Genomic DNA, 25,350 nt, shown 5'->3' with positions numbered 1-25,350 from the left:
GGGCGCGCCGCCGGTACCGTGACCGATATGCCCGTCTGGACCGCCGCCTTGCTCGCCGTCGCACTGGTCGCCGCGACGGCGCTCATCGGGTTCGCGCTGCGACGCGGCGACGGCCGCGCCCGCGCCGTGACGGGCGACCTCACCGTCCCGGTCGCCGCCGACGTGCGCGGCTCGCATGCGACCCTGGTGCAGTTCAGCACCGAACTGTGCACGCGCTGCCCGCAGGTGCGACGGATGCTGCAGCCGATCGCAGATCGCACCCACGGCGTCGCGTTCGCCGAGGTCGACCTCACCCACCGGCCCGACGTCGCCCGGCGCCTGCACATCCTGCAGACCCCCACCGTGTTCGTGCTCGACGCGCACGGACTGGTGCGCACCCGGTTCGCCGGTGTACCGGCGGCCGACGCGATCACCGCCGAACTGGATCGCCTCATCGGAGAGCACGTGCATGTCTGAGATCCCCGGGATCGACCCCCGCGGCCCGCGCTTCGCGGCGGCGATCACCTCCGCGCTGCTGCTCGTGACGGTCGTGCTGGGTCTGGTCTGGACCCCGGCCGCCGAGCCGGCCTCGTTCGGTTGGTTCGCCTACCAGCCCCTCGCCGGCGATGCGTTCTTCCCCGGTGCCCTGCTGCTGATGTACACCCCGCTGTGGGCCCGCATCCTCGACCCCGCGTTCCTGCTGCTGCTCGTCGTGGCGGCGCTGTTCCTGTGGGGCGTCGCCTGGCCGCGCACCGCCCCGTGGGGCGTGCTGTTCCGCCGGATGGTGCGGCCGCGGCTCTCGCCGCCGGCGGAGCTCGAAGATCCGCGCCCGCCGCGCTTCGCGCAGGGGATCGGCCTGCTCGTGAGCGTCGTCGGCCTCGCACTGCAGCTTCTGGGCGTGCCCTGGGGGCTGCCGATCGCGGCGGCCGTCGCCTTCGTCGCCGCGTTCCTGAACGCCGCATTCAGATTCTGCCTGGGCTGCCAGGTCTACCTGCTGCTGCAGCGCGCCGGACTCGTCGGCCGCGCGGCCGGGTAGGGGCTCCCCTCGCACGCGCGGCCCGGTTAGGCTGGGCGCACACCGACCGAGGGAGCACACATGAGCGTCACGAGTGAAGCCACCGCCGGATGGAAGGGAACCCTCTTCGACGGCTCCGGCCAGGTCAGCCTGACCAGCTCCGGTCAGGGCCCGTACCCGGTGAACTGGAAGGCGCGCAGCGAGGGATCCGACTCGGTCACCACACCCGAAGAGCTCATCGCCGCCGCGCACGCCTCGTGTTACTGCATGGCGCTGTCGAACGCGCTGACCGAGCACGGCACGCCGCCGCAGAGCCTCGAGGCCTCGGCATCGGTCACCTTCACCCCGGGGACCGGCATCACCGGCAGCCACCTCAACGTGTCGGCCGTGGTGCCCGGCATCGACGACGCCGACTTCGCCCGCATCGCCGAAGAGGCCAAGGCCGGGTGCCCGGTCTCGCAGGCCCTCGCGGGCATCGAGATCACGCTCGAGGCGTCGCTTGGCTGAAGCCCGGCCACGACATGTCGTGGTGGCGGGGGCGTCCGGTCTCATCGGCCGGGCCCTGGTCGCCTCGCTGCGCTGTGACGGCGTCGAGGTGACCCGGCTGGTGCGGCGCACGGCATCCGCCCCCGACGAAGTGGAATGGCTCACCGACACGCGTCCGCTCGACCCCGGCGTGCTCGCCGGAGCCGACGCCGTCGTCGGGCTGAACGGGGCCAGCATCGGGCGGATGCCGTGGACGGCCGGCTACCGCAGCACCCTGCTGTGGTCGCGGATCACGCCGACCCGCACCCTGGCGAGTGCGATCCACGCGCTCGGCGACGACGCGCCCGCCTTCGTGAGCGCGTCGGCGGTGGGCTACTACGGCAGCGCACCGGGCCGGGTGCTGACCGAGAACGCTCCCCGCGGCGAGACGTTCCTCGCCGATCTGTGTGGCGAATGGGAGCAGGCCGCACTCGCCGCCGACGGCAAGACCCGCGTCGCGCTGCTGCGCACCGCACCGGTGGTGCACCCGGACGGGGTGCTGCGGCCCCTGATCGCGCTGACCCGTCTGGGACTTGCCGGCCCGATCGGGCGGGGCACCCAGGCCTGGCCGTGGATCTCGCTGGTCGACGAGGTCCGCGCCATCCGCCACGTCATCGACGCCGAGATCGACGGGCCGGTGAACCTGTCGGGCCCGGTGCGGGCCACCGCGAACGACCTCGGCATCGCCCTCGCCGTGCGCATGAACCGTCCCTTCCTGTTCCGTGCACCGGCCTGGACGCTGCGGGCGGTGCTGGGGTCGGCTGCCGCCGACGCGGTTCTGCTCACCGACGCGCACGTCGTGCCCGCGGTGCTCGAGGCCACCGGATTCCGCTTCCGACATACCACGGTCGACTCCGCGATCGCCGCCGTCGTTCCCGGTCAGGATGCGGGGCGGTCGGACGCTTCGAGCGTGAGCGACCGACGGATCGCCTGACGGGCCCGCTTGCGGTCGCCGGCGGCGTCGTAGACCAGGCCGAGCCGGTACCAGGCACGCCAGTCGTCCGGGTGCTGCTGCACCTGGTCTCGGTAATCCCCGAACAGGGCGTCCGCGTCCTCGCGCACCACCCGCCCGCTGGGATGGGTCGCCACCTCGTCCTCGGGCAACCCGCCCTCGGCCTGAAGACGGCGCCCGACCCGCTCGGCACGCACCCCGAACCACAGCTCGCGGATCAGCCCCCATGCCGCGACGATCGGGATCACCACCAGCACCGCACCCATGGCGATCGCCACGGGTGTGCCGCTGGTGAGCATGAGGTAGGCCAGCTGCGCGGTCACCGCGATGTACAGCAGCAGCACGGCGGCCATCAGCGCGACCGCCAGGCGTGTGGTCATGCGCCGGCCGCCACGGCACCGGCGCGCCCGATGCCCAGGTCGATGAAGCTGTCGAGCCCGACGACGACCCCGCGGGCGTCGACGGCGTGTGTCAACGCGATGCGGATGCCGGGGGCATAGGCGGCGGCCGGCTCGATCGTGTCGTGCACGATCGACAGCGACTCGCCGGGCCCCGAGAGCACGACCTCCTGCCGCGCCACCACGCCGGGGCGGCGCAGGGAGTGCACCGGAACCGAGGCGACCTGCTGCCCGCGCGCGCGCTGGTCCACGTGCGGGGCGAGCACCGGCCCCTGCTCGCCGCGCGCGGCGGCGACCAGCTCGGCGGTGCGCACGGCGGTGCCGCTGGGCGAGTCGACCTTGGTGTCGCGGTGGGCCTCGACGATCTCGACCGACGGGAAGAACGGGGCGGCCGCGGCGGCCAGCGCCGAGCCGATCACCGAGCCGAGCGAGAAGTTCGGAATGAACACGGCGCCGGTGCCGGCGGCCTCGACCAGCGGCCGTACCAGCGCGATCCGCTCGGTCGACCAGCCCGAGGTGCCGACGAGGATGTTGATGCCGCGCTCGACGGCCGCACGCACCACGTCGACCGAGACCGCCGGGGTCGAGGCATCCACCACCAGGTCCGCACCGTCGATCCGCGCGATGTCGTCGCGGGACGACAGCGTGGCGTGCACCTCGAAGCCCGGCTCGGCCTCGACGACGGCGCGGATGATGCCCCCGAGCTTGCCGGTGCCGCCCACGATCGCGACGCGTGTCGTCATGTCTCCAGCCTACGTGGCGCGAACGGGCATCAGACGCACGGCTACGCTGGGACCATGGTGTCGCTGCGTGCCGTCCCCGTCGACGATCCGGCCGCCCAGGCGCTCCTCGACGAGTACGTCGCGATGCGGGCGGCATCCTTCCCCGGCCAGTACACTCCGGCGCACCCCCCACGGCAGATGTTCGAACCGCCGGCGGGCGTGTTCCTGGTGGTGCACGACGATGACGACGCGGCGGTGGGATGCGGTGGCATCCGCCGCATCGCGGATTCGGACGCCGGCATCCGGTACGAGGTGAAGCACCTGTACCTGCAGCCGGCGACGCGCGGGCGCGGCTGGGGGCGGATGCTGCTGGATGAGCTGGAGCGGTACGCGCGAGGCTGGGGCGCGGCCGAACTGGTGCTCGACACCCACCACACCCTTCAGGCCGCGGGCGGACTGTACGCCGCGAGCGGCTTCGCGGCGATCGAGCCCTACAACGACAACCCCAACGCGACCCGCTGGTACGGCAAGACCCTGCGGGGCTGACGGATCAGACCGGCAGGGGCTCGGGCAGACCGGTCTGCAGCTCGAACGGCAGGTGGCCGAGGTCGTTGTGGGTGACCAGGCTCCACGGCCGCCCCTGCTTCTGGGCGATCACCGTCAATCCGCAGTGCGCCTGGTTCAGTGTCATCCACCGCCACTCGGGCATCTGCAGCACCTCGCGCACGAACCAGCTGATCACGAAGTTGTGTGTGATGAGCACCTCGTGCACCTCGCCGGGCTTGCGCACCAGGAACGCGTTGATCGCGTCGTTCATCTGCGCCCGCCCCGCCTCGATCTCGGCCTCGCTGACCGAGCCGAAGAACGGCTCGTACACCGCCGGGGTCTGGTCGGTCATGCCGGTGGGCACGCAGTCGAACAGCAGCGCCGACGGCTGCGGGTCCACCGCAGGAAGCCGGTCGGCCACCGCCCGGGCGGTCTCGGCGGCCCGTTCCAACGGTGAATGCCACACCGCCGACAGCGGAAGTCCCGACAGCCGGTCGGCCAGCGCCTCGGCCTGCCGCCGTCCGCGCGCCGAGAGGGGGCCGTCGGCCACTCCCTGCTCGGCGTCCTGGTGCTCACCGTGGCGCACCAGGTAGATGTAATGCGTCACGCCGTCTCTCTTCATCGGGGGAGGATGCCGGACCCGAAGGTCCTCTTCCACCCTATGCGAGGTTTCGGCCCCCGGCGCCGTCACTCGGCGGCGCGCGAGATCTCGGCCAGCTGCGCGCGGCCCAGCCGCACCCCCGCGCCCTGCACGAACTCCTCGACGTGCGCCGGCGCGTAGGCGCCCACGATCGGGGCGACCACGCTCGGCTGCGCCAGCAGCCACGCCACCGCGACGGCCGCCGGAGGCACGCCGAGCTCTGCGCCGACGGCGTCCAGTGCCCGCAGCGTGCGGGATCCGCGCCGGTTCATGTTCGCGGCCAGCTGCGTGCCGCGCACGCTCCGGCCCACCTCGGCGCGGGTGCGGTGCCTGCCGGCGAGATACCCGTGCTCGAGCGCGTGCGAGGGGGTGACGGCCATCTGCTGCGCGCCGGCGACCAGGCGCAGGTCGCCGGTGAACTCGGCACGGCGCAACAGGTTGTACGGCACATCCAGCACCGTCAGCCGCGGATACCCGGCCGAGGCGAGGATGCGTGCCTCGACCAGCTGCTCGGGGGTGAACCCGAATGCCCCGATGCTGCGCGCCTTGCCGGATTCGACCAGCCACTCGGCGGTGGCCAGGGTGTCTTCGACCGATGCCACCCCCGCCGACCCGTTCAGGTAGAGCACGTCGATGCGGTCGGTGCCCAGGCGGTTCAGGGATGCCTCGACCGCACGCACCAGGTTCACCGGATCGACACCGGGGTTGTCGGGATGGGCGCCGACGCGGGTCGCGAGCACGACGTCGTCGCGCACCCCGCGGGTGCGCACCCACTCGCCGACGATGTGCTCGCTGCGCCCGCCGGCGAAGCTGTCGGCGGTGTGCACGATATTGCCGCCGAGGTCGAGATAGGTGTCGAGGATCTCGTGGCTGGACTCGAGGTCGACGTTCCAGCCGAACTCGGCACCACCGAGCATGACCGGGAACACCTCGAGGCCGGTCTCACCCAGCGGCACGCGCACGTGCGCTCCGACCGGATCGCCCTGCACCGGGATCGGGGCGGACGGGTGTGGGGTGGGCACGCCGGCCACCGGGCGCGTCCCGGTCGCCCGTGTGACGAAACCGTCGCCGACGGCGGTCATTGCCCACCCCCTCACGGATCGACGAAGATCCGTGTCCGCTGTGCGCGCCCCCCGGCGCGTACTTCGAGGGTAGGTCAGTTGCGCAACGGCACCCCACGGCGCGGCAACCCTTCGGTAAACATTCCGTAACGCTTTGGTCACGGCATCCCGCATCGTCCCCTGTTCGGGGGACACCGTAACTCGCCCCGACGCCGGATGCCCGCCCCCACAGCGGGGACGGGCATCCGGATGCGGCCGCGATCAGGCCTCGGCGGGGACCGCCTCGGTCTCACCCTCGGCGGTCGCGTTCTCGTCGAGCACCGGCTCGAGCGACAGCTTGCCGCGGTCGTCGACCTTGGTGATGCGCACGAGCAGCTTCTGCCCGACGTTCAGCACGTCGTCGACGTTCTCGACGCGCTTGCCGCCGGTGAGCTTGCGCACCTCGCTGACGTGCAGCAGGCCGTCCTTGCCGGGCAGCAGCGAGATGAACGCACCGAACGTCGCGATCTTCACCACGGTGCCGAGGAACTGCTCCCCCACCTCCGGGTTGGTCGGGTTGGCGATGGCGTTCACCTGGGCGCGGGCGGCCTCGGCGCTCGGGCCGTCGACGGCCCCGATGTACACGGTGCCGTCCTCTTCGATCGAGATGTCGGCGCCGGTCTCGTCCTGGATCGCGTTGATCGTCTTGCCCTTCGGGCCGATCAGCTCGCCGATCTTGTCGACCGGGATCTGCACGCTGATCACGCGCGGTGCGGTCGGAGCCATCTCGTCGGGCGCGTCGATCGCCGAGTTCAGCACGTTCAGGATCGTGATCCGCGCGTCGTGCGCCTGCTGCAACGCCGCCGAGAGCACCTGCGAGGGAATGCCGTCGAGCTTGGTGTCCAGCTGGATCGCGGTGACGAACTCGCTGGTGCCGGCGACCTTGAAGTCCATGTCGCCGAGGGCGTCTTCAGCACCGAGGATGTCGGTGAGCGCCGCATAGCGGGTCTGCCCGTCCACGGTGTCGGACACCAGACCCATCGCGATGCCGGCCACCGGCGCGCGCAGCGGCACACCGGCGTTCAGCAGCGACAGCGTGGACGCGCACACCGAGCCCATCGAGGTCGAGCCGTTCGAGCCCAGCGCCTCGGAGACCTGACGGATCGCGTACGGGAACTCCTCGCGGCTCGGCAGCACCGGCACGAGGGCGCGCTCGGCCAGGAACCCGTGGCCGATCTCGCGTCGCTTGGGGCTGCCGACCCGGCCGGTCTCACCGGTCGAGTAGGGCGGGAAGTTGTAGTGGTGGATGTAGCGCTTGTGCGTGACCGGCGACAGCGAGTCGATCTGCTGCTCCATCTTCAGCATGTTCAGCGTGGTCACGCCCAGGATCTGGGTCTCACCGCGCTGGAAGATGGCCGAGCCGTGCACGCGCGGGATGACCTGCACCTCGGCGTCCAGCGGACGGATGTCGGCCAGGCCACGCCCGTCGATGCGCACGCCCTCGGCGAGGATGCGGCCGCGCACGATCTTCTTGGTGACCGCCTTGTACGCGGCCGAGAACTCGCTCGCGGCGACCCCGTCGACGGTGCCGGCGGCGATGGCCGCCTCCAGCTCGCCGCGCACCCGCTCCTTGACCGCGTCGTCGGCGTTCTGACGCTCGATCTTGTCGGCGATCTGGTAGACGCCGACCAGCTCGTCGTACGCGCGCTGCGCGACGAAGTCGTAGGTGGCCTGCGAGTAGGGCAGGAACACCGGGTAGGGCTGGATCTCTTTGGCGGCGGTGTTCGCCAGCACGTTCTGCGCGGCGACGAGTTCCTTCAGGAACGGCTTGGCCGCCTCCAGACCCTGCGCGACGACCTCTTCGGAGGGCTTGGTGGCGCCCGCCTTGATGAGGTTCCAGCTGTGCTCGGTGGCCTCGGCCTCGACCATCATGATCGCGACGTCGCCGTCCTCGAGCACGCGACCGGCGACCACCAGGTCGAACACGGCCTCCTCGAGCAGCTTGGCGTTGGGGAACGCGACCCACTGGTCCTCGTGCTCGCCGTGACCGGGGATGAGCGCCAGGCGCACGCCGGCGATCGGGCCCGAGAACGGCAGACCCGAGATCTGCGTGGACGCGGAGGCCGCGTTGATCGCGAGCGCGTCGTAGAACTCACCCGGCGCGATCGAGAGCACGGTGATGACGATCTGCACCTCGTTGCGCAGGCCGTCGACGAACGACGGGCGCAGCGGACGGTCGATCAGGCGGCACACCAGGATCGCGTCGGTCGACGGACGCCCCTCGCGACGGAAGAACGAGCCGGGGATCTTTCCGGCGGCGTACGAACGCTCTTCGACGTCGACGGTCAGCGGAAAGAAGTCGAACCCTTCACGGGGGTGCTTGCCGGCGCTGGTGGCGCTCAGCAGCATGGTCTCGTCGTCCAAGTAGGCGGCGACGGCGCCCTGCGCCTGCTGGGCGAGGCGTCCGGTCTCGAACCGGATGGTGCGGGTGCCGAAGCGGCCGTTGTCGAGGACGGCTTCGGCGGCGGTGATTTCAGGACCTTCCAAGAGGTCTCTCCTTCTTTGTTTAGACTCGTCCGCGCGTTTCGCGGGCGAGATCGTGCGAAGGAGCAGGAACGGGCAGATATGGGCGCGCGAACGCATCGCGTGTGCCGCCTGCGCTGGCCACCAGTAGAAGATCACCCTCCGAACGGAGAGGAACCCACCACAGGGGACCAGCTTCCTGCCGGCCTGCTCGGTGAACTCGGGATGGAGTTCGGTGTTCAGTTGAGCGGATGCCACAGGGCACCCACACCGAGCCTATCAGGGGTTCCTGTGCCCGGCCGGGTGACACCGCGGGTGCACTGGCCTAGGGTGAGGACATGAGCGACGAAGACACCGCCGCAGGGGCTGCATCCGACGAGATGAAGCGCAGGTTCCGCGAGGCGCTGGACAAGAAGAACGCCCGCCAGCACGCGGGCGAGGCACATCTGGACGCCGGCGGCGCGGTGCACGAGCCGCACGGACGTGCCGGTCACAAGCGCGAGTTCCGCCGCAAGAGCGGGTGATACCGGGAGGGCACGATGAGCGATTTCCATGAGCCGATCGCCGACGACGAGCGCGAGGTGCCGGTCGACGACGAGGTGGAGCTGGAGCTGCCGCCGCCGACGCTCGACGACCGCGAGTCGATCGAGGCCGAACAGGACGAGGTCGAAGCCGAAGAGCGTGAGGCGGCGATCGAGGCCGGTCAGTACGAGGTCGACGGGTTCGAGGGCGGCTTCGAGGGCTGAGCGGAATCCGTCGCCGGTCGGCCCTCACTGGTCGGCGAGCCCGCCGAGCAGGTGGCCGAACGAGTCGCCGCCGCGCAGGTAGGTGCGCGGGTCGAACGGGTCGCCGGTCGCGGTTTCGCCGCGGCGCACGATCGCCTCGGCGAGCTCGCCGGCCCCCTTCTCGATGCGATCGCCGAGCGTCGCGACCTGGTCGCCGGTGCCGCCCCAGTCCGCCGACGCGGCGAACACCCCGGTCGAGACGGGCTCGGCGTGCAGGTAGGCGAACAACGGCCGGATGGCGTAGTCGATCGCGAGCGAGTGCCGCGCGGTGCCCGCGTTCGCGCCGATGAGCACGGGCTTGCCGGCGAGGGCGTCGGGCTCGAGCACGTCGACGAACGACTTGAACAGGCCCGAGTAACTGGTCGTGAAGATCGGCGTCACCACGATCACGGCATCCGCCGACACGACGGTGTTGATCGCCGATTCCAGTTCGGGCGCGGCGAACCCGGTGAGCATGTTGTCGGTGATCGCGTGCGCGTGATCGCGCAGCTCGACGGTGTCGACGGATGCCTCGACGCCGCGCTCGGCGAGCCGGCGCACGGTGGCCGCGGCCAGCCGGTCGGCGAGCATCCGCGTCGACGACGGGGTGGACAGGCCCGCCGAGACCACGGCGATGCGGCGGGCGGTCATCGCGCACCGCCCAGGCCGAACGCCGCCCCCGCGGACGAGGCGGTGTCCTGGTAGGGCGAGCCGCCGGTGACGTTGTCGCCGCGGTTCTCGTTCGGCCGCGCCTGGCGCACCGGGCCGTCGCCGTACGCCGCGGCCACCAGTGACGCGTGCGTGGGTGCGTCCGGCACGGCGGCGGGACGGTCCTTCGCCAGCTCGCGACGCAGCACCGGCACCACCTCGCCGCCGAGCAGGTCGAGCTGCTCGAGCACGGTCTTCAACGGCAGCCCGGAATGATCCATCAAGAACAGCTGGCGCTGGTAGTCGCCGAACAGGTCGCGCATGCCCGCGTAGCGGTCGATGACCTGCTGCGGCGAACCGACCGTCAGCGGGGTCATCCGCATGAAGTCCTCCATCGCCGGACCGTGTCCGTACACCGGCGCGTTGTCGAAGTACGGGCGGAACTCGTTGATGGCATCCTGCGAGTTCTTGCGCATGAACGCCTGGCCGCCCAGGCCCACGATCGCCGTCTCGGGCGCGCCGTGCCCGTAGTGGGCCCACCGCTGCCGGTACAGCTCGATGAGACGCTGGAAGTGCTCGGCCGGCCAGAAGATGTTGTTCGCGAAGAAGCCGTCGCCGTAGTACGCGGCCTGCTCGGCGATCTCGGGCGTGCGGATCGACCCGTGCCACACGAACGGCGGCACACCGTCCAGCGGCCGCGGCGTCGAGGTGAACCCCTGCAGCGGCGTGCGGAACTTCCCGTCCCAGTCGACGACGTCCTCGCGCCACAGCTTGTGCAGCAGCGCGTAGTTCTCGATCGCCAGCGGCAGCCCCTGCCGGATGTCCTTGCCGAACCACGGGTAGACCGGTCCGGTGTTGCCGCGGCCGAGCATGAGGTCGGCGCGGCCGCCGGACACGTGCTGCAGCACCGCGAAGTCCTCGGCGACCTTCACCGGGTCGTTGGTGGTGATCAGGGTCGTGGCGGTGGAGACGATGAGCCGTTCGGTCTGCGCCGCGATGTACGCCAGGGTGGTGGTCGGGCTCGACGACCAGAACGGCGGGTTGTGGTGCTCACCGATGGCGAACACGTCCAGGCCCACCTCTTCGGCGTGCCGGGCGATCGCCAGCGTCGCCTGGATGCGTTCGGCCTCGCTCGGGGTGACGCCGGTGGTGGGGTCGCGCGTGATGTCGCTCACCGAGAAGATGCCGAACTGCATGCCCGGCCAGGTGCTGGTCTCGCTCACGATCTGATTCCCGCTTCCCGGATGCCGGTGGCATCCGTTTCTATGCAAATGAATGTATATCGTGCAACGCGGGGCCGCGCCGATTATTCCCGGAACAGGCCGACCAGGTCGCGCACCAGCTGGTGCGGCGCCGTCTCGCACGGCGCGTGCCCGCCGGGGTACAGCGCCACCCGGGCGCCGATGCGCCGCGCGTACGCCCGGTGCTGCGCGACCGGCCACAGGTCACGCCGCCCGACCGCGATCAGCGTGGGCAGGCCGAGGGCCGCGAACGCCTCGGTGACGTCGGGGGTGTGCATCATCATCCCGATGACGTCGTCGATGCAGCTGCGCGGGATGCGCGAGAGCCGCTCCCGCACGAACGCGATGCGCTGCGGTCGCTCACGGTTGAGGTTGTACCGGATGCCCCAGAGGATGAGGCCGGCCGCCCGGTGCGGGTCCATGTCCGAGAGCGGGCCGATGTGCGCGACGCCGCGGAACACCTGGCCGGTCGCCGGCGGGCACGACAGCAGCGTCACGGTGCGCATCAACTCGGGACAGGCGACGGCCGCCTGTTGCACGAGCAACCCACCGAAGCTGTAGCCGACCACATGGGCCGGCGCCGGGTCGGCGCGCAGCACCGCGATCAGATCGTCGACGTACTGGGCGAAGTCGTAGTGGCCGTCCCGCAGCGGTGGGGCGTGCTCGGACTCGTAATGGCCGGCGAGGTCGAACGACTCGACACGCAGGCCCTGCTGCACCAGCAGCGGGACGATGCGGACGAAGTCCTCCTTCGACCCGACGACGCCGGGCACGAGCAGCACCCGGTCACCGGAGGCATCCCCCACCCGTACCCGGGCCAGCGCGCCGCTGGGCGTGGCGACGGTGTCACGGACCGTGCCCGGGGGGAAGACGTGCCAGTCGATGTCGGCGAGGGCGCCGTCACGGCGCACATGCTCGTCGATCGTGGTCATCGGGCCTCCGACAGCAGGCTATCGCGGCGCCGAAGGCCCCGCCGGGCCGACGCGCCCACGGCACACGCCCCTCGATCGAGTGAGGGCGGTAGCGTGTGGGTATGCTATCCTTACCTCCGGACCCGCTCGGGCCCGCATCATCCCGTCTGAGGAAGACCGTGCTCGCAACCTTCGTCATCGGCCTGCGCGAAGGCCTCGAAGCGGCTCTCATCGTCGGCATCATCGCCGCGTTCCTGCGCCGCAACGGGCGCCGCCTGACGGCGATGTGGCTGGGCGTGGGCATCGCCCTGGCCCTGAGCCTGGCGGTGGGCATCACCCTGGCCGCGGTCGAGCAGGCGCTCCCCCAGGCCGCACAGGAGGGCATGGAGACGATCATCGGCATCGTCGCGGTGTTCTTCGTGACGAGCATGCTCGTGTGGATGCAGCACCACTCCCGCGGCATGAAGCGCGAACTCGAACAGCAGGCGGGCGAGGCGCTCAAAGACGGCCACGCGTTCGCGCTGGCCGGGATGGCGTTCCTCGCGGTGCTCAAGGAGGGGTTCGAGACCAGCGTGTTCCTGCTGGCGACGTTCTCGGCCTCGACGAGCGCCCTGCTCGCGGCGATCGGTGCGGTGCTCGGCATCGCGGTCGCGGTCGCCGTCGGCATCGGCATCTACCTCGGCGGCGTCAGACTCAACCTCAGCCGGTTCTTCCGCATCACCGGTGGGTTCCTCATCCTCGTCGCGGCGGGCCTGGTGATGACCGTGCTGCGCACCGCGCACGAAGCGGGCTGGCTGAACGCCGGGCAGCAGCAGGTGCTCGACCTGTCGTGGCTGGTGCGGCCCGGGTCGATCGGGTCGGCGCTGATCACCGGGGTGCTCGGCATCCCCGCCGACCCGCGTCTGATCGAGGTCATCGGCTGGCTCGCCTACCTGATCCCGGTCGCACTCGTCGTGTACTGGCCGGCCGCGCGGCGCCCGTCGGCACGCGGCGCGGCGGCGCTGCAGGCGTCGCTGGCGGCCGGCTGTGCCGTCGCCGCCGCCGCGCTGGCGATCACCATGGCGATGCTGCCCACCGTGCACACCGGGGCACTGCCGCTTGTCGACCAGGCCGGGACGCAGGTGGGCACGGCGGCGCTGCACGGTGACGCGGTGACGGTGAGCCTTCACGGCGCGGCCGCGCAGACGGTGCGGTTGGCGCCGGATGCCGCCCAGCCCGACCAGCACGCGGGACTGGCGGCGCAGCGCTGGGAGCGCTCGACGGATGCCGCCGACCCCGACGCACCGCGGACGATGACCCTCGACGAGGTGGCCGCCCGCTCGGGCGGGCGGCTGCCGATCGGCATCGACCGCGCCCGCCAGCCCGGCCCGTTCCAGGTGAGTTGGAGCGGCGCGCAGACCCAGACCGTCTGGACCGCCGACGGCGCGCTGCTCGACGTGTCGCACACCGACCGCGCGGTCGCCACGCTCAGCGGCGGCGGGCTGTCGACCCCGCGTACGGTCACCCTCACCGACGGCGGCTGGCATGTGCCCGACGCCGCCGTGCAGAAGGCCGCCGACACGATCGCCGACGCCCAGTCGGCCGCCGACGAGCGCCGGCTGTGGGGCCTGTACCTGCCCGCGCTGCTGGTGATCGCCGCCGGTGTGCTGCTGGCCCGCGCGGTGCGCGGCTCCCGCCGCCTGCGTGTCGCCGCGGCGACACCGCCCACGCCTTCCCCCGAGTCCCGTCCCGAGCCCACTTCGAGGAGCAGCATCCATGTCCCTTAGCCCCCGGCGCGCCCGCGCCGCCGCCGTCACGGCGATCCTCATCGGCGGCCTGGCCCTCGCCGGCTGCGCCGGCTCGTCCGGCCCCGCCACCGGCGGCAGCCCCGGCGCATCCGCCGCCCCCACCGGCGACAGCGGTGCCGCGCAGGTGACGATCACGCTCACCGGCGACGACGGCGACAGGTGCGTGCTCGACTACGCGAGTGCGCCCGCCGGCCCGGTCACCTTCACCGTGAAGAACACGAACTCGACGGCGCTGACCGAGGTCGAGCTGCAGAGCCGCAACCGGATCCTGGGCGAGAAGGAGAACCTCGCGCCCGGGCTCAAGCCGGTCAGCTTCACGGTGCGGCTGGACGGCGGCGACTACCAGATCTACTGCCCCGGAGCCGACCCCGAGACCCAGCCATTCACCGTGACCGGCAAGGCCGCCGCGTCCCCCACCGGCAGCATCGCGTCGATCCTGGCGGACGGCGCCGCCGGATACGCCGACTACGCGAAGGGCGTCGCCGGCGACATGGTCACCGCCGTGGCCGCCCTCAAAGACGCAGTGGATGCCGGTGACCTGGCCGCCGCGAAGCAGAAGTACGCGCTGGCCCGACCGTTCTACGAGAAGATCGAGTCCGACGTCGACGGGTTCGTGCTGCCCGGCTTCGCCGCCGACGACAACCACGGCAACCTGGACTACCTGCTCGACATGCGCGCCTCGACGCCGCCGGACCCCGAGGTCGGCTGGCACGGCTTCCACGCGATCGAGCGCGACCTGTTCCAGCGCGGGGCGATCACCGACGACACCAAGAAGCTCGCCGCGGAGCTGGTGACCAACACCGGCAAGCTCAACGACCTGCTGCAGACGCTGGAGTACAAGCCCGAGGATCTCGCCAACGGCGCCGCGGGCCTTCTCGAAGAGGTGCAGTCGGGCAAGATCACCGGCGAGGAAGAGGCGTACAGCCACATCGACCTCGTCGACTTCGCCGGGAACGTCGAGGGCGCCCAGCAGGCGTTCGCGTTCCTGCGCCCGGGTCTGGACAAGATCGACGCCGCCCTGGCCACCCAGGTCGCCGACCGGTTCCGCGCGGTGACCACGCTGCTGGACACCTACCGCGACCCGGCCGCGCTCGGCGGCTACAAGGAGTGGACCGCACAGTTGCGCGCCGCGGACTCGGCGAAGCTGAGCAAGGCCGTGCAGGCGTTGCAGGAGCCGCTCTCGCGGATCGCCGAGAAGGTGGCGACCGCGGGATGACCGAGCCCACCACAGCGGACGGCGCCCGGGGTCCGGGCGCGGTCCGCGGCGTGTCGCGACGCGGCCTGCTGCTGTCGGCGGCGGCCGCGGGCGCGGGCGGGCTGCTGGTCGGGGCGGCCGGCGGCGCAGCCGCCGCGACGGCGCTCGGGCGCGGGGATTCGCCCGGCGACGGGGCGGATGCGATCGACCTGTCCGGGCGGCATCCGTTCTACGGTTCGGCCGAGCAGGCCGGGATCAGCACCCCGGTGCAGCGGTACAGCGTGTTCATGACGTTCGACCTGACGACCTCGCTGGCGCAGGACCTGCAGGTGCTGCTGGCGCGCTGGTCGGCGGCGATCGCGCAGCTGATGGCCGGAAAGACGGTCGGGCAGGTGGAACCGGCCCGCACCGACGGGATCGGGCTGGACACCGGAGAGGCCCTCGACCTGGATCCCGCCTCGCTCACCGTGACCCTGGGGCTCGGGCCGCGCGTGTTCGGCGACGAGTACGGGCTGGCGGCACGCCGGCCGCCGCTGCTGCGCGAGCTCGATCTGCCGACGGGGTCGTTGCACGACGAGTGGAGCGGCGGCGACCTGTCGCTGCAGGCGTGCGCCGATGACCCGCAGGTGGCGTACCACGCGATCCGCGTGCTGGCCCGCATCGGCAAGGAGGCCGGGTCGGCCGCGACCCGGTGGACGGTGATCGGCTTCGGCCGTGCCTCGGCCGGTCGCGGGCAGTCGACGCCGCGCAACCTGCTCGGGTACAAGGACGGCACCCGCAACATCTTCGACAAGGACGACTTCGACCGGTACGTGTGGGTGGACGACGGACCGGCATGGACCCGGCACGGCACCTACCAGGTGGTGCGCAAGATCCAGATGCACATCGAGAACTGGGACACCGACCCGGTCAGCGACCAGAACCGCATCTTCGGCCGTCACAAGATCAGCGGCGCTCCCCTGACCGGTGCGCACGAGTTCGACACCCCGGACTTCGCGGCCACCGGCCCCGATGGGCAGCCGGTCATCGATCCGACCTCGCACATCCGGCTGGCCGCGCACGAGAACAACGACGGCGTGAAGATCCTGCGCCGCGGGTTCAACTACACCGACGGCATCAACCAGTACGGGTTCCTCGACGCCGGGCTGCTGTTCATCAGCTACCAGAACGATCCGGCCCACTTCGAGCGGCTGCAACGGCGCCTGGGCTCATCCGACGCGCTGAACGAGTACATCACCCATGTCGGGTCGGGGATCTTCTTCTGCCCGCCGGCGCCTGCCCGCGGCACCTATCTGGCGGCCGGGATGTTCGACTGACCGCGGCCCGACCATCGGCCCGGAGGACCCGGCCGCAGGGCCCGGTCGGAGGGCCGGGCTCAGGTGCCAGTCGCGGCATCGCCGCGCGGCATCCGTGCACAACTGCGGGGATCTTCGGCGACACGCCGCCCGGGCGGCGCGACACGCCGTGCGCGGGCGAGAATCCCCGCAGTTGTGCACGCGGCCACCGACGCCCGTGGACGAAAACGAAGGCCGCCCCGACACCTCGGAGCGGCCTTCCAAGAACGTTTTGCGCGATTGAACGCTGGTCGCGTGCCTTACCGGCGCAGTCCGAGACGCTCGATCAGCGAGCGGTAGCGCTCGATGTCGATGTCCTGGAGGTAGCCGAGCAGACGGCGGCGCTGACCGACGAGTAGAAAGAGGCCACGACGCGAGTGGTGGTCGTGCTTGTGCTCCTTCAGGTGCTCGGTGAGGTCCTTGATGCGCTGCGTCAGCATCGCGACCTGCACCTCGGGGGAACCGGTGTCACCGGGGTGCGTCGCGTACTCTTCGATGATCGCCTTCTTGACGTCTGCATCCAGTGCCATAAAGCGGTCCCCTCTCTGTCCATTGCGCGGTGCCCGTCGCCGGATGCGCGAGCTCTCTTTATCCGCGGCCGATTCTCACGGCAACCGCATCAGTCTACAGCATCCGTCCCCGCCGACTCCCGGCGTGCCGGCGGGCTACGCTCGCAGCATGCAGGTCACCGTGCGCGTCAAACCCGGCAGCCGCAAAGGGCCGCTGGTCGAGAAGGATGCGGACGGCCTGATCGTGCACGTCCGCGAGCGCGCCGCCGACGGTGCGGCGAACCTCGGCGTGCAGCGCGCGCTGGCCGCGCACTTTCACACCGCCCCGAGCCGGGTGCGCATCGTGCGCGGGCACACCTCGCGCATCAAGCGCATCGACATCGACACCGACACCTAGGCGCGTCGCGCCGGCCGGTACTCTCGATCCGTGCGACGTGTGTTCCGGATGCCGCGGTGATGGCCAGGCTCGGCCGCGAGCACTTCATCGACCTGCGGCCGTTGACCTCCTCGCCCGCGTTCGCGCGGCTGTGGGTGGGATCGACGCTGTCGGGCCTGGGCGGGCAGCTGACCATCGTCGCGGTGATGCTGCAGATGTACGCGATCACGCACGACACGTTCGCTGTGTCGATGATCGCCGTGGCCGGGCTCGTGCCGATGGTGCTGGCGGGCCTGTACGGCGGCATGCTCGCCGACGCGTTCGACCGCCGCGTGGTGGCGCTGCTCGCGGCATCCGTCACCTTCGCCTCGACGCTGCTTCTGGCCGTGCTCACCTGGGGCGGGTGGGAGACGCAGTGGTGGCTGTACGGCCTGAGCATCGTGAACTCGGCCGCCAACTCGATCGTGATGGCCGCCCGCGCGGCCATCGTGCCGCGGCTGATCCCGATCGCCCTGCTGCCGGCCGCATCCGCGCTGCAGGGCATCTCGTCGGGGCTCATGGTCATGGCCGGACCCGCCCTGGCCGGCGTGCTGGTGGCGGTCTCGGGCTACGGCTGGACGTACACGATCGACGTGATCATGATGACCTCGCTGTTCCTCGGGCTGTGGACGCTGCCGTCGATCCGGCCCGAGGGCACCATCGTGCGGCCCGGGCTCGAGTCGCTCAAGGACGGCTGGCGGTTCCTGCGGCGCGCGTCGAACATCCGGGTGCAGTACCTCGTCGACATCACCGCGATGACGTTCGGGCAGCCGCTCACGCTGTTCCCGGCGATCGGGGCGGTGCTGCTGGGCGGCGGCGCGATCACCACCGGCGTGCTCACCGCGGCGTTCGCCGTGGGCGCGTTCTGCTCGAGCCTGTTCTCGGGCCCGATCGGCCGGGTGCGGCGGCACGGTCTGGGCATCGAACGCGCCGTGCAGGTGTACGGGGCGGCGATCTTCGCGTTCGGGCTCGTGCTCGGCGTCGCCGCGCTGGGCTGGTTCGCGCCGGACCGGATCGGCGATCACTCCGCGAACGTCGTGCTGATCGGCGCGGGCGCGGTCTTCCTGGCGGTGTCGGGCGCCGCCGACAACATCAGCGCCATCTACCGGTCCACCATGATGCAGTCGGCGGTGCCCGACGCCATCCGCGGACGGCTGCAGGGCATCTTCATCGTCGTGGTCGCCGGCGGTCCGCGCATCGGCGCGCTCTACGCCGGCGCCCTGGCCACGGTGTCGGCACTGTGGTTCCCGCCGCTCGCGGGCGGACTGGTGATCGTCGGCCTGGTGTCGCTGCTGGTGCGGCTGCACCCGCGGTTCCGCGCGTACGACGCGCTGCACCCCGAGCCCTGAGACGACGAAGGGCGGATGCCGCAGCATCCGCCCCTCGAGAGGTGTCAGTCCTGCTGCAGCGAGCCCTGCAGGTCGAGCTCGATGGTGACGTCCTTGCCGACCAGCACGCCGCCGGTCTCGAGCGCGGCGTTCCAGGTCAGGCCGAAGTCCTCGCGGTTGATGACGGCCTTGGCCGTGGCGCCGGCCTTGTAGTTGCCGTACGGGTCGGTGCCGAAGCCGCCGAACTCGACGGTGAAGGTCACCGGCTTGGTGACGCCGTGCAGGCTGAGTTCGCCGTCGACGAGGAAGTCGCCGCCCTCCAGGCGCACGCCGGTGGAGCGGAACTCCATGGTGGGGTAGGTCTCGGCGTCGAAGAAGTCGGCCGAACGCAGGTGTGCGTCGCGATTCTCGTCGCGCGTGTCCACCGACGCCACATCGACGGTCGCGGTGATCTGCGCCTCGAGCGGGTTCTCGGGGGCGACGATGGTCGCGCTCTTCACGCCGAACGTGCCGCGCACCTTCGAGATCATCATGTGACGCACGCTGAACTGCACGTCGCTGTGGGCGGGGTCGAGCACCCACGTTCCGGGCTTGTAGCCGGCGATCTCGGGGGCGATGGTGGTGTCGGTCATGTCGGTCCTTCCGCTGTCGGATCGCGCGCGATGCGCGCTCACACCGATGCAACGGGAGCACACCGTCATCTATTCCGATGAATGCAAAAGACGAGCGGATGCCTCGGCCAGAGGCATCCGCCCGTCGGTGTCTGTCGGGTCAGCCGACCGAGATGAGGTCGATGACGAAGATGAGGGTCTTGCCGCCCAGGAAGTGGCCGCCGGCCGGGCCGTACGCCAGGTGCGGCGGGATGACCAGCTCGCGACGGCCGCCGACCTTCATGCCGGGGATGCCGTCCTGCCAGCCCTGGATCAGGCCGCGCAGCGGGAACTGGATGGACTCGCCGCGGTTCCACGACGAGTCGAACTCCTCCCCCGACTCGTACTCGACGCCCACGTAGTGCACGGTGACGGTGTCGCCGGGCTTGGCCTCGGCGCCGTCGCCGACGATGAGGTCGCGGATGACGAGGTCGGACGGGGCCGGGCCCTCGGGTGCGTCGATCTCGGGCTTCGTGCGGTTGTCTGTCATGGTTCCATCCAACCCGACGCGGCACCGTCGGTCAAAGCCTCAAGCGGGGTCTTGACCGGTCGGTGAGGCCGTGTCATCCTGGTGTCAGATCAACTCAGCGCTCGGGAGACACGCCGGCATCGCCGCGGCACCGGGCGCTGAGTCTTGCTGCGGGGATGCCCGCGGCGCGATGCCCGCGGCGCGCCGGCGCGAGCGACGGATACGGCGGCCGGCGGCCCGCCCGCGACCGGATGCCGCAGGTCACGGCGCGAACAGCGCCCTGCGGGCGGCGACGGTGCGGGCCAGCAGCACCTGTTGGTCGGCCGCTGCGCCCGGGTCGCGGCCGGTGACGATGCGCTGCCGCGCGGCCGCCAGGGTCGTGGCATCCGCGATGAAGCCCTTCATCACCGCGCTGCGGTCACCGCGCAGCGTGCGCGCCCACGCCATCGCCGACCGGCGCCCGCGCGGCGTGGCGAGCATGTCGACCTCTTGCGGGGTGAACCAGCCGGCCGACGCGTACTCGCCCAGGCGCTGGCGGGTCAGCCGTTCCTCCTCCCGGCGCAGCAGCACCACCCCGAGGATGAACAGCAGGAACAGCGGCACCTGCAGCGTCACATACAGCGAGAAGAAGTCCGAGAACTGCGCCGACCCGTTCCACAGCGCGTGCAGCAGGGCGGCCCCGACCATGCCCACGACCCACGGCCGCACCGCCGCGGCGGCACTGGCCCCACGTCGGGCGGCCAACCCCAGGGCGTAGCCGGTGACCGCGGTGAACATGACGTGCGCGAACGGTGACAGGATGCCGCGCAGGATGAACGTGAACGTCAGCTCGCGCGCACCACCCTCGATCGCACTGATGGCGAAGTACTGGATGTTCTCGGTGAACGCGAACCCGGCCGCGACCATGGCCCCGTACACGATGCCGTCCACGGGCCCGTCGAACGCGCGGCGCGCGGTGACGTAGATCAGGAACACGCCGAGCCCCTTGGCGAACTCCTCGACGATCGGCGCCTGGATCACCGACTGCATCGCCTCGCGCGCGGGCGAATCCGACAGCCCGAACCCGATCGACAGCAGCAGGTCGACGCCCAAGGCGATGCCGACCGCGGCGATCGCGCCCCACGCGAACGCCAGCACCAGCAGCGACCGCGGTTCGGGCTCCCACCGGTCGACGAGCTTCACGGCCAACAGGACGCCCGCCATCGGAAACAGCGCGACGACCATGCCGACGGCCGAGGCAGCGGTCCCGAGCGTCTGCGTGAAATAGGAGATCAGGCACAGCAACACCACTGCGAGCACGGCGACGAGCCACGGTGCCGCGCTACGCCCACGAGCGGCCAGTGCGGGAAGAGCCGTCACGGGCTGCGCAGGCGCGGCGACCGGGGCCGCCCGGTCGGGGTATCCGCGGGCCAGCGAAGAGGGGAACGACATGGCGTTCAGCATAGGGGGCTGCCGGCCTCTCGCCCGGCAACGGCGCTTTCAGATCGGCGCGGTAGCGTTGAAGGATGCGCTTCGCCCACGTCACCGTCCCCGATCAGCCCCGTCCCGTACTGGCGGTCGTTCAGGGCGAGACGGCGCTGGTGGTGCGCGACCTGCTCGCCGACGGGCCGGCGACGCTGCACGAGCTGATCGTCGGCGGTGACGCGCTGCTGGATCGGGTGCGGGATGCCGCGGCCGGCGCGGGCGGCGGCATCCCGCTGTCACAGGTGGGATACGCCTCGGCCGTGCTGGCCCCGCCGGTCGTGCTCGCGGTCGGCCTGAACTATGCGGCGCACGCGAGTGAACTGAGCCTGAAGGCCGACACCGCGCCCACGGTGTTCACGCTGTGGCCGAACTCGCTGACCGGTCACGAGGCGACCACGACATGGCCGCGGTCGCTGAGTGAGTCGGTCGACTACGAGGCGGAACTCGGCGTGATCATCGGTCGCGCCGCCAAAGACGTCACCGTCGACGACGCCCTCGACCACGTGTGGGGCTACACCGTGGTCAACGACATCACCGCGCGTGACATCCAGTTCTCCGAGGCGCAGTGGTCGCGGTGCAAGTCGTTCGACGGGTTCACCCCGACCGGCCCGTTCGCCGTCACCGCCGACGAGGTCGGCGACCCACAGGACCTGCACATCTGGACCGTGGTGGACGGACACCGCGTGCAGGATGCCTCGACCGGGCAGATGATCCGGTCGGTGGCGACGTTGGTGGCGCACCTGTCGCAGTCGGCGACGCTGCTTCCGGGCACCCTCATCTCGACCGGGTCGCCCGGGGGCGCCGGCTACTCGCGGGATCCGCAGATCTTCTTGCGTGACCGCTCGACGGTGACCGTCGGTGTGGACGGGATCGGCGAGCTGACCACGCACTGCCGCATCGTCGACTGACCGAGGCCGTGGTGCACGACCGAGGCCGAGGTGCACGACCGACGCCGCGGTGCACGATCGAGGCCGCGGTGCACGACAGGGGCGCCGGGCTTGTGCCCGACGCCCCTACGTACGTGACGCGAGTGCGGGTCAGCGCCCGTTCAGCAGGTCTTCGCAGTTGAAGGTGATGCCGAACACCTGCACGATGCCGCCCGGGTCGGTGTAGCACTGGTTCACCGCGCCGGCGAACGAGGCGAAGAACGAGATCGCCACGATGATGCCGATGATGCCGAGCACCACGATGACGGCGCCGATGATGATCGCCGCCAGGGCGAGGCCGTTCTTCTGCCCGGCCTTCTTGCTCTGGCTGAGCGCGACGATGCCGAGGATCAGACCGACCAGCGAGGTGACGCCGCTGGTGATCAGGCCGGCCAGGGAGAGCACGAACGCGACGATGCCCATGGTCTTGCCCGGGTAGGTCGTCGACGTGGCCGGCTCGGCGTAACCCGGCGCCTGAGGGTACGGGGCCTGCCCGTACGCGGCCTGCTGGCCGTACGGTGCCTGCTGCCCGTACGCCGGCTGCTGGGCGTACGCCGGCTGCTGCTGCCCGTAGGCCGGCTGCTGGCCGTAGGCCGGGGCGGGCGGCACAGCGTCGGCGGCCGGAGCCGGCGGCACGGCGTCGGCGGCCGGGGCCGGCGGCACGGCGTCGGCGGCCGGGGCCGGCGGCACGGCGTCGGCGGCCGGGGCCGGCGGCACCTCGGGGGCGGCAGGAGCCGCGTCTGGTGCCGGCGGCACCTCACCGCCGGCCGGAGGCTGTGACGCCGGCGGCTGCGGGTTCTCGGAGTCGGGGACGTTGGACATGGGTTACCTCCGGTTTACGGTCGAACCCTTCAACGCTATCGTTCAGACCGTCTCGTCGGCCACCAGGTTCTCGGCGGGCTGCACGATCGGGATCGTCTCGGTGATCGTCTCGAGCCCCGACAGCCGGGCCGGCGAGAGCTGCTTGGTGACCTCGTCGCGGCTCATCAGCCCGGCCTCGACGACCAGGTCGGCGACATTGCGGCCGGTCAGCAGCGCGGTCTTGGCCAGGGCGGCCGAGGCGGCGTAGCCGATGAACGGGGTCAGCGCGGTGATGACGCCGACCGACGAGCCGACCATGGCGCCCAGGCGTTCCTTGTTCGCGGTGATGCCGTCGACGCAGTTGACCCGCAGCGTCCACATCGCCTGTCGCATCCACGTGATCGACTGGAAGATCGAGTGCGCGATGACCGGCTCGAACGCGTTCAGCTGCAACTGCCCGGCCTCGGCGGCCATGGTGACGGTGACGTCGGCGCCCGCCACCGAGAACGCGACCTGGTTGACGACCTCGGGGATGATCGGGTTGACCTTGCCCGGCATGATCGAGGAGCCTGCGGCCTTGGCCGGCAGGTTGATCTCGCCCAGACCCGCCTGCGGGCCGCTGGAGAGCAGCCGCAGGTCGTTGCAGATCTTCGAGAGCTTGATGGCGCTGCGCTTGAGCGATGCCGAGAACGACATGAACGACCCGGTGTCGCTGGTGGCCTCGACCAGATCCGACGCGGTGACCAGGTCGAGACCGGTGATCTCACGCAGGTGGCGCAGCACGGCCGGCGCATAGCCGGGGTGCGTGGTGATGCCGGTGCCGATGGCGGTGGCGCCCATGTTCACCTCGAACATGAGTCGGGCGTTCTCGGTGAGCCGCTGGTGGTCGTAGCCGAGCGTGGTGGCGAACCCGTGGAACTCCTGGCCGAGGGTCATCGGCACGGCATCCTGCAGCTGGGTGCGGCCCACCTTGAGGATGTCGTGGAACTCGACGGCCTTGGCCAGGAACGACTTGCGCAGCAGGTCGAGCTCGTCGAGCAGGCTCTGCAGCAGCAGCGACAGGCCGACCTTGATCGCCGTGGGATACACGTCGTTCGTGGACTGGCTGCGGTTGGTGTCGTCGATCGGGGCGAGGAAGGCGTAGTCGCCCTTCTCGCGGCCGGCCAGCTCGAGCGCGATGTTGGTGATGACCTCGTTCGCGTTCATGTTGGTCGAGGTGCCGGCGCCGCCCTGGATGACGCCGACCACGAACTGGTCGTGGTACTTGCCCTCGATGACCAGCTGGGCGGCGCGGTCGATCAGGTCGGCCTTCTCGGCCGAGAGCACACCGATCTCGCGGTTGGCCCGGGCCGAGGCCTGCTTGACCATCGCCAGGCCGCGGACGAAGTCGCTGTACACCGAGATCGGTCGCTTCGCGATGGGGAAGTTCTCGAGGGCCCGTGCGGTGTGGATGCCCCAATAGGCATCTGCCGGGATCTCCATCGAGCCGAGCGAGTCGGTTTCGGTTCGGGTGCGCGTCGTTGCGTCCAACGTCATGTCGTGGCGTCCTTGTGGGTGACAGTGGATCGGGATGCTTCGATCCTACCCACGCGCACCCGACCGGCCGCTGTACGCCGCGTACAGCTGGGCCGCGGCCGCTGTACCCGAGGGCGGATCACCGTGATGGTTTGCGTGAGAACGCGTCGAGCCGCTCGGCCGGGCTCAGCGCGGCCATGCGGGCGAGCCAGGCCTCGTCGAAGAAGTCCGCGGTCGCGGCATCCGTCACCGGCACCACCGCATGCGTGATGGTGTCGTCGTAGACGTGCACGAGGTGGAACGACTGCCCCGCGTCCATGCCGTTGACCCGGGCCGCCGGGCGCGCGAGGTTCATCGTGTAGCAGGTGGCGGCCGCTACGCTCACCTCGACACCGGCGAACATGCCGTGCGTGGAATAGTGCAGGTGACCGGCCAGGATGCCACGCACATCGCTGCCCCGGATGGTCTTCGCGAGCGCATCCTGGTGCCGCAACTCGAGGATGTCGAACAGCGGCAGATGGCTCGGCAGCGGCGGGTGGTGCATCGCCAGCAGCGTGCCCAACGGCGCGGGGGTGGCGAGCTGCTCGCGCAGCCACGACAACTGCTCGTCGTCGAGGTCGCCGTGGTGCCAGCCGGGCACCGAGGTGTCCAGCGCGACCACGCGCAGCCCGCCGAGGTCCCACACGCCCGTCACCGGCCGCTCGGTGGGCTCGCCACCGAGCAGGTCGCGGTGCAGCCAGGGACGCTCGTCGTGGTTGCCGGCGACCCACACCACGGGGGCGCCGAGCCGGGCCGCGACCGGCTCGACCGCGTCTTTCAGGGCGTGGTACGCCTCGGGCTCGCCGAGGTCGGTGAGGTCGCCGGTGAAGACCAAGGCGTCGGGGCGGATGCCGAGCCGCTCGATCGCGTCGAGTGTCGCGTGCAGGTTCTGTGCGGTGTCGTACCGGCCGCCCAACGGCCGGTTTCCCCCCAGCAGATGGGTGTCGCTGAGGTGCACGATCGTGCGCCGCGCGGGCGGGTGCGACCCGAAGCGGACGGCTGCGGCATCCATGC

Annotated in this window: 28 protein-coding genes; 13 read left to right on the top strand and 15 right to left on the bottom strand. The window is 71.1% G+C overall.

What is annotated here, in order from left to right; all coding sequences use genetic code 11:
• Positions 1–27 precede the first annotated feature (27 nt).
• Genes H577_RS0109200 through H577_RS15840 form a run of 4 tightly spaced genes read left to right on the top strand, consistent with a single transcriptional unit; the run spans position 28 to position 2,453 of the window.
• Entirely contained in the window at positions 28–456 is a 429-nt protein-coding gene (locus H577_RS0109200) for a TlpA family protein disulfide reductase (RefSeq protein ID WP_029145716.1), read from the top strand.
• Positions 449–1,015, top strand: a complete 567-nt coding sequence (locus tag H577_RS0109195; RefSeq protein ID WP_029145715.1) for a DUF4395 domain-containing protein — start codon at positions 449–451, stop codon at positions 1,013–1,015. Before H577_RS0109200 ends, H577_RS0109195 begins: the two co-directional genes overlap by 8 nt.
• Positions 1,016–1,075: 60 nt before the next feature.
• Positions 1,076–1,501 (top strand): OsmC family protein, encoded by a 426-nt coding sequence (locus H577_RS0109190; protein ID WP_029145714.1) that lies wholly within the window; start codon positions 1,076–1,078, stop codon positions 1,499–1,501.
• A 22-nt stretch (positions 1,502–1,523) separates the two neighbouring features.
• A complete protein-coding gene (locus H577_RS15840) occupies positions 1,524–2,453 on the top strand; it encodes a TIGR01777 family oxidoreductase (RefSeq protein WP_245570373.1) in 930 nt (309 codons plus the stop codon).
• On the opposite strand, the gene H577_RS0109180 is transcribed toward H577_RS15840, so the two are convergent.
• Both H577_RS0109180 and dapB read right to left on the bottom strand, forming a co-directional pair.
• Entirely contained in the window at positions 2,399–2,851 is a 453-nt protein-coding gene (locus tag H577_RS0109180; protein ID WP_029145713.1) for a tetratricopeptide repeat protein, read from the bottom strand. The two genes, H577_RS15840 and H577_RS0109180, sit on opposite strands and share 55 nt — an antisense overlap.
• Positions 2,848–3,612: a 4-hydroxy-tetrahydrodipicolinate reductase gene (dapB, locus tag H577_RS15835; RefSeq protein ID WP_036284378.1), complete on the bottom strand. Its 765-nt coding sequence runs from the start codon at positions 3,610–3,612 to the stop codon at positions 2,848–2,850. The genes H577_RS0109180 and dapB overlap by 4 nt, the downstream gene beginning before the upstream one ends.
• 54 nt (positions 3,613–3,666) lie before the next feature.
• On the opposite strand from dapB, the gene H577_RS0109170 reads away from it, so the two are divergent.
• Positions 3,667–4,137 (top strand): GNAT family N-acetyltransferase, encoded by a 471-nt coding sequence (locus H577_RS0109170; RefSeq protein ID WP_029145712.1) that lies wholly within the window; start codon positions 3,667–3,669, stop codon positions 4,135–4,137.
• Between the two features lie 4 nt (positions 4,138–4,141).
• Here H577_RS0109170 and H577_RS0109165 read toward each other — a convergent pair whose 3' ends face one another.
• From H577_RS0109165 to H577_RS0109155, 3 genes are all read right to left on the bottom strand, one after another.
• Entirely contained in the window at positions 4,142–4,744 is a 603-nt protein-coding gene (locus tag H577_RS0109165) for a histidine phosphatase family protein (protein ID WP_029145711.1), read from the bottom strand.
• A gap of 80 nt (positions 4,745–4,824) precedes the next feature.
• A complete protein-coding gene (locus H577_RS0109160; RefSeq protein WP_084516039.1) occupies positions 4,825–5,859 on the bottom strand; it encodes an aldo/keto reductase in 1,035 nt (344 codons plus the stop codon).
• 240 nt (positions 5,860–6,099) lie between these two features.
• Positions 6,100–8,364 carry a polyribonucleotide nucleotidyltransferase gene (locus tag H577_RS0109155; RefSeq protein WP_029145709.1) on the bottom strand — a complete coding sequence of 755 codons (2,265 nt, stop codon included), beginning with the start codon at positions 8,362–8,364 and terminating at the stop codon, positions 6,100–6,102.
• A 314-nt stretch (positions 8,365–8,678) separates the two neighbouring features.
• On the opposite strand from H577_RS0109155, the gene H577_RS0109150 reads away from it, so the two are divergent.
• Positions 8,679–8,864 (top strand): DUF5302 domain-containing protein, encoded by a 186-nt coding sequence (locus H577_RS0109150; protein ID WP_029145708.1) that lies wholly within the window; start codon positions 8,679–8,681, stop codon positions 8,862–8,864.
• 15 nt (positions 8,865–8,879) lie between these two features.
• Positions 8,880–9,086 (top strand): hypothetical protein, encoded by a 207-nt coding sequence (locus H577_RS0109145; protein ID WP_029145707.1) that lies wholly within the window; start codon positions 8,880–8,882, stop codon positions 9,084–9,086.
• Positions 9,087–9,110: 24 nt separating this feature from the next.
• Here H577_RS0109145 and H577_RS0109140 read toward each other — a convergent pair whose 3' ends face one another.
• The 3 genes from H577_RS0109140 to H577_RS0109130 form a co-directional block, all read right to left on the bottom strand.
• Positions 9,111–9,755, bottom strand: a complete 645-nt coding sequence (locus tag H577_RS0109140; protein WP_029145706.1) for an FMN reductase — start codon at positions 9,753–9,755, stop codon at positions 9,111–9,113.
• A complete protein-coding gene (locus H577_RS0109135) occupies positions 9,752–10,948 on the bottom strand; it encodes a CE1758 family FMN-dependent luciferase-like monooxygenase (protein ID WP_156876606.1) in 1,197 nt (398 codons plus the stop codon). Before H577_RS0109135 ends, H577_RS0109140 begins: the two co-directional genes overlap by 4 nt.
• A gap of 110 nt (positions 10,949–11,058) precedes the next feature.
• Positions 11,059–11,925 carry an alpha/beta fold hydrolase gene (locus H577_RS0109130; protein ID WP_029145704.1) on the bottom strand — a complete coding sequence of 289 codons (867 nt, stop codon included), beginning with the start codon at positions 11,923–11,925 and terminating at the stop codon, positions 11,059–11,061.
• Between the two features lie 158 nt (positions 11,926–12,083).
• On the opposite strand from H577_RS0109130, the gene efeU reads away from it, so the two are divergent.
• Genes efeU through H577_RS0109115 form a run of 3 tightly spaced genes read left to right on the top strand, consistent with a single transcriptional unit; the run spans position 12,084 to position 16,202 of the window.
• On the top strand, positions 12,084–13,670 hold the full coding sequence (gene efeU / locus H577_RS15830; RefSeq protein ID WP_051191906.1) for an iron uptake transporter permease EfeU: 1,587 nt from the start codon (positions 12,084–12,086) through the stop codon (positions 13,668–13,670).
• Positions 13,660–14,907 carry an iron uptake system protein EfeO gene (efeO, locus tag H577_RS0109120; RefSeq protein ID WP_029145703.1) on the top strand — a complete coding sequence of 416 codons (1,248 nt, stop codon included), beginning with the start codon at positions 13,660–13,662 and terminating at the stop codon, positions 14,905–14,907. Before efeU ends, efeO begins: the two co-directional genes overlap by 11 nt.
• The gene (locus H577_RS0109115; RefSeq protein WP_029145702.1) at positions 14,904–16,202 is read left to right on the top strand and encodes a Dyp-type peroxidase; all 1,299 of its coding nucleotides are present in this window, start codon (positions 14,904–14,906) and stop codon (positions 16,200–16,202) included. The genes efeO and H577_RS0109115 overlap by 4 nt, the downstream gene beginning before the upstream one ends.
• Positions 16,203–16,480: 278 nt before the next feature.
• Here the strand turns inward: H577_RS0109115 and rpsO are convergent, their stop codons facing one another.
• Positions 16,481–16,750 carry a 30S ribosomal protein S15 gene (gene rpsO / locus H577_RS0109110; RefSeq protein WP_029145701.1) on the bottom strand — a complete coding sequence of 90 codons (270 nt, stop codon included), beginning with the start codon at positions 16,748–16,750 and terminating at the stop codon, positions 16,481–16,483.
• Between the two features lie 148 nt (positions 16,751–16,898).
• On the opposite strand from rpsO, the gene H577_RS0109105 reads away from it, so the two are divergent.
• A complete protein-coding gene (locus H577_RS0109105) occupies positions 16,899–17,126 on the top strand; it encodes a DUF167 domain-containing protein (protein ID WP_029145700.1) in 228 nt (75 codons plus the stop codon).
• A gap of 59 nt (positions 17,127–17,185) precedes the next feature.
• A complete protein-coding gene (locus H577_RS0109100) occupies positions 17,186–18,493 on the top strand; it encodes an MFS transporter (protein WP_036284373.1) in 1,308 nt (435 codons plus the stop codon).
• Between the two features lie 44 nt (positions 18,494–18,537).
• On the opposite strand, the gene H577_RS0109095 is transcribed toward H577_RS0109100, so the two are convergent.
• The 3 genes from H577_RS0109095 to H577_RS0109085 form a co-directional block, all read right to left on the bottom strand.
• Positions 18,538–19,104 (bottom strand): YceI family protein, encoded by a 567-nt coding sequence (locus H577_RS0109095; RefSeq protein WP_029145698.1) that lies wholly within the window; start codon positions 19,102–19,104, stop codon positions 18,538–18,540.
• A 139-nt stretch (positions 19,105–19,243) separates the two neighbouring features.
• Complete coding sequence (locus H577_RS0109090; RefSeq protein WP_029145697.1) at positions 19,244–19,612, bottom strand: FKBP-type peptidyl-prolyl cis-trans isomerase; 369 nt, start codon at positions 19,610–19,612, stop codon at positions 19,244–19,246.
• A gap of 240 nt (positions 19,613–19,852) precedes the next feature.
• Positions 19,853–21,022: a PrsW family intramembrane metalloprotease gene (locus H577_RS0109085; protein WP_029145696.1), complete on the bottom strand. Its 1,170-nt coding sequence runs from the start codon at positions 21,020–21,022 to the stop codon at positions 19,853–19,855.
• Positions 21,023–21,096: 74 nt separating this feature from the next.
• Between H577_RS0109085 and H577_RS0109080 the strand changes: the two genes are divergently transcribed.
• Complete coding sequence (locus tag H577_RS0109080; protein WP_029145695.1) at positions 21,097–21,963, top strand: fumarylacetoacetate hydrolase family protein; 867 nt, start codon at positions 21,097–21,099, stop codon at positions 21,961–21,963.
• A 129-nt stretch (positions 21,964–22,092) separates the two neighbouring features.
• Here H577_RS0109080 and H577_RS17635 read toward each other — a convergent pair whose 3' ends face one another.
• The 3 genes from H577_RS17635 to H577_RS0109065 form a co-directional block, all read right to left on the bottom strand.
• Positions 22,093–22,803, bottom strand: a complete 711-nt coding sequence (locus H577_RS17635) for a DUF4190 domain-containing protein (RefSeq protein ID WP_051191905.1) — start codon at positions 22,801–22,803, stop codon at positions 22,093–22,095.
• A 42-nt stretch (positions 22,804–22,845) separates the two neighbouring features.
• Positions 22,846–24,318 (bottom strand): aspartate ammonia-lyase, encoded by a 1,473-nt coding sequence (locus H577_RS0109070; RefSeq protein ID WP_029145694.1) that lies wholly within the window; start codon positions 24,316–24,318, stop codon positions 22,846–22,848.
• A gap of 118 nt (positions 24,319–24,436) precedes the next feature.
• Positions 24,437–25,348, bottom strand: a complete 912-nt coding sequence (locus H577_RS0109065) for a phosphodiesterase (protein ID WP_029145693.1) — start codon at positions 25,346–25,348, stop codon at positions 24,437–24,439.
• Positions 25,349–25,350: the final 2 nt, after the last annotated feature.

It is taken from the genome of Microbacterium luticocti DSM 19459 (assembly GCF_000422405.1).
In the GTDB taxonomy this organism is placed as follows: Bacteria; Actinomycetota; Actinomycetes; order Actinomycetales; family Microbacteriaceae; genus Microbacterium; species Microbacterium luticocti.
The sequence above is the reverse complement of the archived record's forward strand: the minus strand, read 5'-3'. Positions and strand labels throughout refer to the sequence as shown.